A 10,434-nucleotide genomic window follows, 5' to 3' on the forward strand; every position below is an offset into this window, starting at 1 on the left:
GGTGGGCGCGCCTGTGGGGTGGGAGGGTGTGGGTGTGGCGGCGGGCGGGTTGGCGGTGACGCCGGTGCAGTAGGTGGTGACGTGGTCTTTGCCGCCAGCGGCCGCGACCAGTGGGCCGTAGGCAGGGGTGTCCAGCATGGAGGGTTGCGCAGCGGCGAGGTATGCGGTGCAGAGGCCATACAGCGCGGCGGTTGGACTGTCCGATGTGGACGGCTCGGTTGAGCGGGTGCTGTGCGCCGGCGCCGGGGTCGGAACGTCGGTGTCCAGCGGATCGGGGATGATGCCGGTGGTGGTGGCGACCGCGACGCCACCGGCGAGGGCGATGCACGCGGCGATGGCCGCTTTGACGGTGAAGATTTTGGCTAACGCGAGTTGGATCATCGATGGTCTCCGAGGTTGGGGTGTTGGTTCGCGTTGAGCGGCCCGGTAGGCGGCCATAACCGTGTCCTCGCCGGGCAGCGGGCCGGGCTCGGCCGGCGCGGATGCCACGGCGATCAGATCGGTCAGCGGGCCTGCGGTGCCGGTGTGCGGCCCAGGTTGCGCGGGCCGCAAACCGCCGTGAGGCTGGTGCACGCTCATCACAGCTTCCCCAGCGCGTGAGATGTCCGCAGCATTACATTCATAGTTATCTGTCCTGAAAGAAGCTGGGTTTTGCCCGAGTTGTTCGGCCAGGCGGCGCAGGCCCCGGTGGGCCGCTGTGCGTACCGCACCGGGTCGCTTGCCGAGGATCCGGCCGACCGTGGCGGCGTCGAGTCCCATACGACCCGCAGCATGACCACTTCCGCCTCGACCCGCGGCAGGCGCGCGATCAGTGCGATCGCGCGCTGGGTGGCCAGCGACTCGGTGGCTTGCGCCGCGGCGTCCGCGGTGGTGCCGCCGGATTGTTCGTCCAGTGGCACCACGGTGCGTGGGCGGCGTTGCAGGCGCCGCACGTGGTCCAGTGCGCGATGGCGTGCGATGGTGACCGTCCAGCCGCGGAAGTCGTCGAAGTCACCTCGAAACGAGCGCAGGTCACGCGCGGTCTGAAGCCACGTCTCCGACGCCACGTCTCCGACGCCACGTCCTCGGCGTCGTCGCCGGTCTGTGCGCAGGTAGTGCAGCAGTTGTGGCTGCACGGTGCGGTACAGGGTGCGGAAGGCATCCTCGTCGCCCGCCTGCGCCGCGAGCACACGCCAGCTCCACACGTCGAAGGAGGCGGCCTGCGCGGCGCTGTCCGCGACGCTGCTGCGTGACGTGTCGCCGCGCGGCGGCACCGGTGAGGGAGCACGCGACACCGGTGTCCTGCCGCTGCTGTCCCATGCGCTGTACGCGACGTGGTCGCAGGCACTCGGCCGACGGCTCACGATTGCCGACTACCGCAAGGTCGGCGGGATCCACGGTGCCGTAGCCGCCACCGCCGACGCGGTTTACCACACGCTGACCGAGCACCAGCGCGACCTTGCCCGGCAGCTGTTTATCAGCCTGGTACAGGTCTCCGCGGATGCCGCCGACACCCGCCGTCGGCTCCTGACTGCGGAGTTGCTGTCGGCTTCACCTGTGGCGCCTGCTGACCGACACCGACCTTCTCAATCGACGCTGCAGTTTCGACTTCTGTTTCGGACGCTGCTGATGTCGCTTGTGTCGAAGGGACGATGTCGGTGGCCCGGGGGAGGTGCTCATGGATGGCACTCGTCTCGGTGAAGATGTCTGGTTTGTCTTGCTTGTTACTGATTCTGATGTGCATGCTCGGGCTGGATGTGGGTGCCGCTCGTGAGGTGGGGCGATATGGAGGATCGGCGTCCGGTTGATGGTGACTTTCTGACGTTGTTCGACAAAAGGGAGATCGCTCGTTGGACTCGGCATGGGGAGTCGACGATCAGGCGGTGGATCGCTTGCGGGAAGATTCCGCATCAGCTTGTGACCCGGCCGGGTGGGCGGATCTTCATGAGTGGTGATCAGTTGGCCCGGTTGATCAGGTCGTGGCAGGAGCGGGAGCAGGAGCCGGAGGTGGTTCGGGAGCCGGTGGTGCCTGAGCAAAGGGCCTTCCGGCGTACGTCGCGGGTGCGTCGGCGTGATCCGTTTGCTCCTGTGCGTGGAGGCGGGCGGCGGGTTGAAGGCGTGTGATGTGGTTTGGGCGGTGTCCGGCGCAGACGGTTTCGTTAGTGAACCGTAACATCGAAACATTGACGTGTTATGCGTGACCTTGGGTGCACCGGAGCGTACAGCGCGATCGATTTGCCCGAAACATGAGCAGTATTGATGAGAAATTATCGGGTGTTTTGGGAGCATAGGCCTGATATGCTGGATAGAGTTTCTCATTCAAACCCAGTATCGCCCACCATCTATTTAAGCTGATCAAGGCCCCTTTCGAGGGGCCTTGCTCGTATTCTTGATCTTCTCTCGTCGGCAATCAGCGAAAAGTCAGCAAGCGCCCCGCGCACCCTGTTGTCACTGCCAACGCCGATGCTGGGTGGCCTTCCTTGCCGGCTCGAAGTCGTCGCTTTCGCCTTGTTTTCGGTCCCGCCTGATGACATGGGCAATGTCGAGGCCCGCGGCGCCCCCGTCGTCTCCGGGTCTCGGCCATAGGCACACACGACGCAACGAAGGGAACGAGGACATGCAGAGGAAGAAGCTCGCGGCCCTGGTCATCGCCGGCGCCGGTGTTGCCGCCGGCTTTGCCGTCGGCGGGGTGGCGCTCGCCGACGACGGTGCCCGCCCGGCTCCCGAAGTCGTCATCGAGCAGGTGAAGCAGGACTGCCCCAAAGAGGGTGGCGAGTCGAGCGGTACGTCGGGTGAGGGATTGTGACCGTCGTATCAAGCGAGCCCGCGGTGCGCGCCGGCGATCCGCCGGCCGGCGCGCCCGTCAGGGTGCTCGAGCGGACGCTGTTCGAGGTCAAGCGGGTGATCGTAGGCCAGGATCGGCTGGTGGAGCGGCTGCTCACGGCGCTGCTGGCCGGCGGACACTGCCTGCTCGAAGGGGTACCGGGCGTGGCGAAAACGCTTGCGGCGCAAACGCTTGCCGCGGCGGTGGGCGGCACGTTCTCCCGCATCCAGTTCACGCCGGATCTCGTGCCCTCGGACATCGTCGGGACCAGGATCTACCGGCCGTCGCGGGAGGGGTTCGACGTCGAGCTCGGTCCGGTGATGGCCAACCTCGTGCTTGCCGACGAGATCAACCGTGCGCCGGCCAAGGTGCAGTCGGCGCTGCTGGAGGCGATGGCGGAGCGGCAGGTCTCGATAGGCGGCACGACCTATCGGGTGCCGGACCCGTTTCTGGTGCTGGCCACGCAGAACCCGATCGAGTCTGAAGGCGTGTACCAACTGCCGGAGGCGCAGCGGGACCGGTTCCTCATGAAGGTCACTGTTGGCTACCCGACCGGGGAAGAGGAGCTTGGCATCCTGTACCGGATGGGCGTCGACCCGCCGGTTGCGCGCCAGGTGCTTGACCCGGGCGGCCTGGTCGCGCTGCAACGCGCGGCGCGGTCGGTGTTCGTCCATCATGCCATCGCCGAATACGTGGTGCGGCTGGTCGTGTCCACAAGGGACACCGCCTCGGTCGGGCTGCCTGACCTGGCTGGTGCGCTCGCTTACGGAGCAAGTCCACGGGCGACCTTGGGGCTGGTGGCGACCGCGCGTGCGCTGGCGCTGTTGCGCGGACGTGACTACGTGCTGCCGCACGATGTGCGCGACCTCGCCGTCGACGTGGTCGCGCACCGCATGGTGCTCTCCTTCGACGCGATCGCCGACGGAGTACGGGTCGAGGACGTCGTGGAGCGGATCGTCGCGGCCGTTCGGCCGCCGGTGGTCGCACCACGCGAGATCGCGGAGGCGCGGGCGGCATGAATCCACTCGCGACAGAGCGTGAGCTGCGCCGGCTCGAACTTGTCATCACGCGCCGGCTTGACGGGCTCCTGCATGGCCAGTACCTGGGTCTGCTGCCCGGTTCCGGCACCGAGTTCGCCGGGTCGCGCGAGTATGTCCCCGGCGAAGACGACGTGCGGCGCATGGAGTGGGCCGTGACCGCGCGGACCGCTGTCCCGCACGTGCGCGAGACGGTCGCCGACCGCGAACTGTCCACGTGGGTGCTCGCAGACGCGACGGCCAGCATGGATTTCGGTACGGCGGCGGTGGAGAAGCGTGATCTGGCGGTCGCCGCCGTGGCCGCGGTCGGGTTTCTCACCGCAGGCTTCGGCAACCGTTTGGGCGCCTTGGTCTTGCAGGGATCAGGTGTGCGGCGTTTCCCAGCCGGTACCGGCCGGGCCCACCTTATGGGGGTGCTGCGCACGTTGATCGCGGCTCCGCGTACCCCGCCCGGCGCGACATCGAGCCTCGCCGAGGCGCTGGCGGTGCTCAACCGCGCGGCGCGCCGGCGCGGGCTCGCTGTCATCGTCTCGGACTTCCTTGACGGGTCCTATTCGGACGGTGAGATGGAGTGGGCCGCGCAGCTGCGGCGGTTGGCGGTACGGCACCAGGTCCTCGCCGTGCAGGCCATCGACCGGCGCGAGGAAGAGCTGCCGGACGTGGGCATCCTGACGCTCGTCGACCCGGAGACCGGCCGGCGGCGGGAGATTTCCACGGCCAGCCGCCGATTGCGGGCACGCTATGCCACCGCGGCGGCAGCCCAGCAACGCGCGGTGGCCGACGCGATCCGCCGCTCGGGCGCGTCCCACCTCACGCTGCGCACGGATCGCGACTGGGTCCGCGACATCGTGCGGCATGTGCTCACTCAACGTCGGCTGGCTCAGGGGGTGCGCCGTGAGCTTCCTCAATCCTGAACGGCTTTGGCTGTTGGCAGGCGTGGCAGGCCTCGTCGTGGTCTACGTCGTGCTCCAGTTGCGGCGCAGCCGGTATGCGGTGCGGTTCACGAACCTCGCGTTGCTGGAGCGGCTCGCACCGACCCGGCCGGGCTGGCGGCGCCACGTGCCGGCCGGCCTGTTCTTGGCGATGCTTGCCCTGCTGGTGCTCGGGTTTGCCCGCCCGGTCGACGACGTGCGCGTCCCGCGCGAGCGGGCCACCGTGGTCGTCGCGGTGGACGTGTCGGCTTCGATGCGGGCCACCGATGTCTCCCCGGATCGGCTCGGCGCTGCGCGCGAGGCCGCACGGGCGTTCGTCGACGGGCTGCCGGAGCACTTCAACGTGGGCCTGATCGCGTTCGCCGGGGGCGCGTCGGTGGCGGTGGCGCCGACGACGGACCGCGATGCGGTGCGTGCCGGCATCGAAGGGCTGGGCCAGAACCCGGGCGGCGCACAGGGTACGGCGATCGGCGAGGCGGTGGATGCCGCGTTGCGCGCGGTACGGACGCTCGACGAACGAGCCGGTGAAGACCCGCCGCCCGCGCGCGTGGTCGTGCTCTCCGACGGCGCGAACACCTCCGGTCGCGAGCCGGCGGAGTCGGCGGCCGACGCAGCGGCCGCCGGCGTGCCGGTGGACACGATCGCGTTCGGCACCGGTGTGGGCACGATCGTCCAAAGTGGACGTGCCGTCCCGGTGCCGTTGGACGGCCAGACCCTGCGCATGGTCGCCGAGCAGACGGCGGGCACCTATCACGAGGCCGGCTCCGGCGCCGAGCTTCGCGAGATCTACGAAGGCATCGGTAGCTCCATCGGGTACCGCATCGAACAGCAGGACGTGGCGGCGCGCTTCATCGGCTTCGCCCTGCTCGCTGCGCTCGCCGCCGCGGCCGCGTCGCTGCTGTGGTTTGCCCGCCTGCCCTGAGAGGAGGGGTCTGCCAATGAGCGACCTCAGTGGAAGAGACCCGGACCAGGCCGGGGTTGTGATGACCGGCTTGGGCGAGCCGCGCGGGCCGGACTTCGTCCAGCGGGACATGCCAGCGTTGCCCCCGTCCGCACCTCCCGGTGCTGGGCCTGCCGGGACTGCGGCGGGCGGCCGCCGGTTCCCGCGCGCGATCGCCACCGCGGTATTCGTAGTGGTGCTCGGCGCGGGTTCCGGCGCCGTCGCCGGTGGGCTCGTCGCCGGGGGACTCCCAGGCCGCGACCCGGAGCCGGCGGCGTTGTCGCCACCCCCCGCACCGGCTGCCACCGGCGGGCTCATCGACGTCGCGGCGCAGGTGCTGTCCGGAGTCGTATCGGTACAGGTGGGCCGGGCATCCGGTTCGGGGTTCGTCATCGACGACCGGCAGCACATCGTCACCAACAACCATGTCGTGGCGGGCGCCACCTCGGTGAGCGTCGTCGGCAACGACGGCGTGCGCCGCCCCGCCCAGGTCATCGGCACGGACCCGGGCACCGACATCGCCGTGTTGCGCGTGGCGCCGTCAAACGCCTTGCGCCCCTTGTCCTGGGGCCGCTCGTCCAACGTGCGCGTTGGCGAGCCGGTGCTCGCGGTCGGGTCGCCGCTGGGCCTGTCGGGCACGGTCACCGCCGGCATCGTCAGCGCCCTGGATCGCAATGTCCGGCTGGGAAACGGCGTGCAGCAGAGCGCCATACAGACCGACGCCTCGATCAACCCGGGCAACTCCGGCGGTCCGCTGGTCAACGCGGGCGGCGAGGTGATCGGTGTCAACACGGCCATCGCCACATTGGACGGTTCGGGGTCGATCGGGATCGGCTTCGCGGTGCCCGTGGACCGTGCGGCCGCCGTGGCCCGCGAGATCATCCGGTGACGGATACTCAGTAACCTTTCAGGAAGCGGGGATACGTTGCGCTCTATGCGGATCTTGGTCGTCGAGGACGAGGAAGATCTCGTCCACGCGGTCCGGCTCGGGCTGACCCGGGCCGGATATGCCGTGGACACCGCCCCCGACATGGCGCAGGCGCGGGATCGGCTCACCGTGAACGCGTACGACGTGATGCTGCTCGACCTCAACCTGCCCGACGGCGACGGCTTCGAGCTGTGCCGCGCGGTGCGCCGCGGGGAAGTGCCGGCCGTCGGCGGCACCGACCTGCGCGTGCTGATGCTGACCGCTCGCGGCGCGCTGCAGGACCGGGTGCGCGGGTTGGACGAGGGCGCCGACGACTACCTGGTCAAGCCGTTCGCGATGGCCGAGCTGCTGGCACGGGTGCGTGCCCTGCTGCGGCGGGACTCCGGTGGCGGCGGCGCCGTGCTCGAAGTGGGCGACCTGCGCCTGGACACGGCGCGGCATGAGGCGCATCGCGGCGACCGCCGGCTACACCTGACCCGCAAAGAGTTCGGCGTGCTCGAGTACCTGATGACCAGACCGGGCGTCGTGGTCTCGGCCGAGGACCTGCTCGAGCACGTGTGGGATGAAAACGCCGACCCGTTTACCCAGACCGTCCGGGTGACCGTCGGGACCCTGCGGCGCAAGCTCGTCGCAGCCGGTGGCGGCGCCCTCGTGCAGACCGTGGTGGGCCGCGGTTATCGGCTCTGGGAGGCGTCGTGATGGGGCGGTTTCTTCGCGGGCTGCCCAGCTTCTTCCAGTCGATCCGCTTCCGGCTCACCGTCTGGTACTCGACGCTGCTGTCACTGGTCGCCGGGCTGCTGCTGGCCGTGACCTATGTCGTGGTCGAGCGGAGCACCGACCCGCATCCGATCACGCAGAGCTACCAGGCCAGCCTGTACGACCGGCTCGACAATGGACAGAAGCGGTACATCGGCACGATGGAGGTGGCCGAGGTCGAGGAGATCGAGTCGGCCGTCAACTACCGCACGCTGGAAACGTTGCGCACGTTCTCATTTGGCGCGCTCGGCGGGCTGTTCCTGCTCAGTCTCGGCATCGGCTGGGTGCTCGCCGGTCGGGCTTTGCGTCCGGTGCGGGCGATCGCTCGTACCGCTGAAGAAATCCAGGCGACCGACCTGTCCCGGCGCATTCAGCTCGGGGGAGCGCGCGATGAGCTGCGGTACCTGGCCGACACCGTCGACTCCATGCTGGACCGCCTCGACACCGCTTTTCGCACCCAGCGGCAGCTGATCGACGACGTATCGCACGAGCTGCGCAGCCCGCTGACCATCATGCGCGCCAACCTCGACGTGGCGCTGACCTCACCCGACGCGACCGAGGAGGACCGCCGGCGAGCCGTGGCGGTGATGGACCGGGCGACCGCGCGGATGTCGAATCTGGTGGAAGACCTGCTCGCCTCGGCGCGGCGCTCGACGCCCGCGTTGGCGGACACTGACGTGGATCTGGCTGCCGTGGCCCGGGAGGCGATGGAAGACTACTCGTCGCTGGCTTCCGAACGCGGCCTGCGGCTGCGCGACCGGCTCAGCCCCAGCCTTGCGCTGATCGGTGACCCGGAAGCGCTGCGGCGGGCGATCGGCAACCTGCTGTCCAACGCTGTACGCCTCGCACCGTCCAACAGCGACATCGCCGTCTCCAGTGGACACCTGGACGGCTGGCTCTGGCTCGGTGTCGCCGACCGCGGACCGGGGATCGCCGAACCAGACCAGGCGCGTGTGTTCGACCGGTTCTGGCGTGGGTCGGGCGCGAGCGAGCGGGATCGGCGCACCGGGCTGGGCTTGGCGATCGTGCGCCAGGTCGTCGAGTCCCACGGCGGCCAGGTGGCGCTGCACTCCGCCCCGGGCGAGGGCAGCACCTTTGTCCTGTGGTTCCCCTCCCGCGGTGCGGGCAGCGACCTGGCACCGCGCCCGGCAACGAACCCGCTGCTGATCTGACCCGCCATCCAGCTCGCCGCCCATCGTGGAGGACGACCCTGGTGCCTTGAACGTATAGGTCGACTGAAGAGGTTGTCGCTTGTGGACCTCGTCGTGAGGGGCCAGCGTGCTCGGTATGAAAAAGGGTTCGCTTGTTAACCGCGACGATCATGCTGACCGCCAGCGTCTGGGTGGCGCCTGCGACCGCTGCGACCAAGACCGAGGTGGCCGGGCTGTCCCCGTCGGCGCCCGTCCTGGTGCTGGGTGCCGAGGCGACGGCGTTCGATCCCAGCAACAATCCGCCGGCGTGGTATGCGATGGCCGAAGCCTACGACTCCGGCACGGCGAACGCGCCCACCCGTCCGGTGTATGGCGGCTATGTCACCCACTTCGACTTCGACGGCTACAGCGCGCCGAGCCAGATCGTGTCCGCCAACCGTGGTCTGACTTTCGCCCCGACCGGTCGCGAGGCCCACGAAACTGGTACACCGTCAGCGGGCAGGAAAGCTATGCCCTGCGATACTCCGCGACCGCCCCGGCGCGTCATGCACGCTATGTGCGCGTCCTGACCGGCACCGCGTCATGGTGCCCGCCCGGAGTCGTGGCGCCGTGCAGCATCCTCAACGAGATCGAGCTGCACGCCGCCGACGTCAACTCGTCGAGAACGATCCGGTCAACGGTATCCCGCGCGGCTACGCCATCGACCACACCATCGACAATCAGGACATCGGGCATCTGGAAGTGTGGGTTTCCCCATCCAGCGTGGGCAGCGGTACGAGCCGGGCTCTGCGCATCCTCGACGACAGCGGCGACCATCTGCCCGCCGTCCGCCGTGTCGACTCGTCAAGCACGGTGAAGACACTCGAGTTCCGTTTCCATCCCGAGCAGTGGCGGCCGGTTGGCACGGGCGCGTCATCGGCCTTTCTGTTTGACGTGCTGGCCACCCCGGTCGGCGGGCAGCGCCGGGTCGCCTTCCACCTGGCGGTGTGGAACGACGGCACGATCCGCTATCACGCGGGCGGAGTCTGGCGGACAATCGGCAACGGGCCTGCCTTGAACCCGTCCACCTCGTGCACGGCGGGCTGCATCTGGTCCACGATTCGCGTCCGGGCGACCACGACGACTGCGACAGTCACGGTCAACGGCGTGCAGATCGGGACGGCCACCCGGTTCGACGGCGGCACAAGCAATCTGACCGGTCACCAGTTCTCGGCCAGCAGCACCGCCGACGAGCAGGAGTCGTTCCTCGTCGACGACGTGTACACGAGCAACAGTTGACGTTAGCTTCGGCTTGGGCCGGTCCAATGTGGACCGGCCCGGGCGTTGCGGACGGTGGCCGTGACGTCTGCTCCCGCGCGGCGATGCCCGGTCCGGTCGCGGGTTTAGGCGAGCAGGGCGGTGAGGACGCGCTCGCAGCGGGCCGGGTCGATGGTGAGGCCGTGCTGGAGCCCCCAGAGCCAGTAGTCGACGCAGCGGACGATGGTCCAGCCGTGCGCGGCCTCCTGATCGACCTCGGCGGCCTGCGCCAAGGTTGCCAGCAGGCGGTGGACATCGTGGTCGGTGGACAGCTCGCCGGCCCGGGTCCACATGAGCTCCGGGATGGAGAACGCGGGATCGCCGTCGACCGGGCGGGGATCGACGGCTAGCCATGGCAGGCGATCCCCGGCCAGGATGTTGCCGTAGTGCAGATCGGCATGGATGAGCAGGCCCGCCGGGCGCGAGGCCAACTCACGGCCCAGCCCGCAGGCCCGGTCGAGCCAGGGCGCGGGCACGGGCCCGCCCAGGTCGGCATTGCGCTTCGGCAGCCCGGCGGCGATGTCATGGGCCATGCCGGGCAGCGCGCGCAGGCCGGGCGGGCTGGGCACCGCGAGCTGCCGGATCAGGCCG

At 69.3% G+C, this 10,434-nt stretch carries 13 protein-coding genes; 10 read left to right on the top strand and 3 right to left on the bottom strand.

Annotation, left to right across the window (positions count from 1 at the left end):
• On the bottom strand, window positions 1–579 hold a 579-nt coding region (locus tag DM816_RS44890), incomplete at its 3' end, for a hypothetical protein (protein ID WP_246002554.1).
• On the bottom strand, window positions 579–1,343 hold the full coding sequence (locus DM816_RS44895) for an RNA polymerase sigma factor (RefSeq protein ID WP_246002555.1): 765 nt from the start codon (window positions 1,341–1,343) through the stop codon (window positions 579–581). The genes DM816_RS44895 and DM816_RS44890, both read right to left, overlap by 1 nt.
• On the opposite strand from DM816_RS44895, the gene DM816_RS46030 reads away from it, so the two are divergent.
• The 10 genes from DM816_RS46030 to DM816_RS36210 all read left to right on the top strand — a co-directional run bounded on the left by DM816_RS46030 (window position 1,234) and on the right by DM816_RS36210 (window position 9,825).
• Window positions 1,234–1,680, top strand: coding sequence for an nSTAND1 domain-containing NTPase (locus DM816_RS46030; RefSeq protein WP_117215021.1), 447 nt, complete (start codon window positions 1,234–1,236; stop codon window positions 1,678–1,680). The two genes, DM816_RS44895 and DM816_RS46030, sit on opposite strands and share 110 nt — an antisense overlap.
• Window positions 1,681–2,596: 916 nt before the next feature.
• Window positions 2,597–2,785 carry a hypothetical protein gene (locus DM816_RS36170; RefSeq protein ID WP_117215023.1) on the top strand — a complete coding sequence of 63 codons (189 nt, stop codon included), beginning with the start codon at window positions 2,597–2,599 and terminating at the stop codon, window positions 2,783–2,785.
• A 23-nt stretch (window positions 2,786–2,808) separates the two neighbouring features.
• Window positions 2,809–3,822 (top strand): AAA family ATPase, encoded by a 1,014-nt coding sequence (locus DM816_RS36175; protein ID WP_342768793.1) that lies wholly within the window; start codon window positions 2,809–2,811, stop codon window positions 3,820–3,822.
• Window positions 3,819–4,754: a DUF58 domain-containing protein gene (locus DM816_RS36180; RefSeq protein WP_117215025.1), complete on the top strand. Its 936-nt coding sequence runs from the start codon at window positions 3,819–3,821 to the stop codon at window positions 4,752–4,754. The genes DM816_RS36175 and DM816_RS36180 overlap by 4 nt, the downstream gene beginning before the upstream one ends.
• Window positions 4,735–5,694 carry a VWA domain-containing protein gene (locus DM816_RS36185; protein WP_117215026.1) on the top strand — a complete coding sequence of 320 codons (960 nt, stop codon included), beginning with the start codon at window positions 4,735–4,737 and terminating at the stop codon, window positions 5,692–5,694. The genes DM816_RS36180 and DM816_RS36185 overlap by 20 nt, the downstream gene beginning before the upstream one ends.
• Window positions 5,695–5,710: 16 nt before the next feature.
• Window positions 5,711–6,601 (top strand): S1C family serine protease, encoded by an 891-nt coding sequence (locus tag DM816_RS36190; RefSeq protein WP_246002556.1) that lies wholly within the window; start codon window positions 5,711–5,713, stop codon window positions 6,599–6,601.
• Between the two features lie 45 nt (window positions 6,602–6,646).
• Window positions 6,647–7,339 carry a response regulator transcription factor gene (locus tag DM816_RS36195; RefSeq protein ID WP_117215028.1) on the top strand — a complete coding sequence of 231 codons (693 nt, stop codon included), beginning with the start codon at window positions 6,647–6,649 and terminating at the stop codon, window positions 7,337–7,339.
• Window positions 7,339–8,568, top strand: a complete 1,230-nt coding sequence (locus tag DM816_RS36200; protein WP_117215029.1) for a sensor histidine kinase — start codon at window positions 7,339–7,341, stop codon at window positions 8,566–8,568. Before DM816_RS36195 ends, DM816_RS36200 begins: the two co-directional genes overlap by 1 nt.
• Window positions 8,569–8,717: 149 nt before the next feature.
• Window positions 8,718–9,116: a hypothetical protein gene (locus tag DM816_RS36205; RefSeq protein WP_117215030.1), complete on the top strand. Its 399-nt coding sequence runs from the start codon at window positions 8,718–8,720 to the stop codon at window positions 9,114–9,116.
• Between the two features lie 40 nt (window positions 9,117–9,156).
• Entirely contained in the window at window positions 9,157–9,825 is a 669-nt protein-coding gene (locus DM816_RS36210; RefSeq protein WP_117215031.1) for a hypothetical protein, read from the top strand.
• A 104-nt stretch (window positions 9,826–9,929) separates the two neighbouring features.
• Here DM816_RS36210 and DM816_RS36215 read toward each other — a convergent pair.
• Window positions 9,930–10,434, bottom strand: a 505-nt coding sequence (locus DM816_RS36215) for an aminoglycoside phosphotransferase family protein (RefSeq protein ID WP_246002557.1), incomplete at its 5' end; no start/stop codon positions are given.

Origin of the sequence: Allorhizocola rhizosphaerae (assembly GCF_003426775.1) — a bacterium.
GTDB classification, from domain to species: Bacteria; Actinomycetota; Actinomycetes; order Mycobacteriales; family Micromonosporaceae; genus Allorhizocola; species Allorhizocola rhizosphaerae.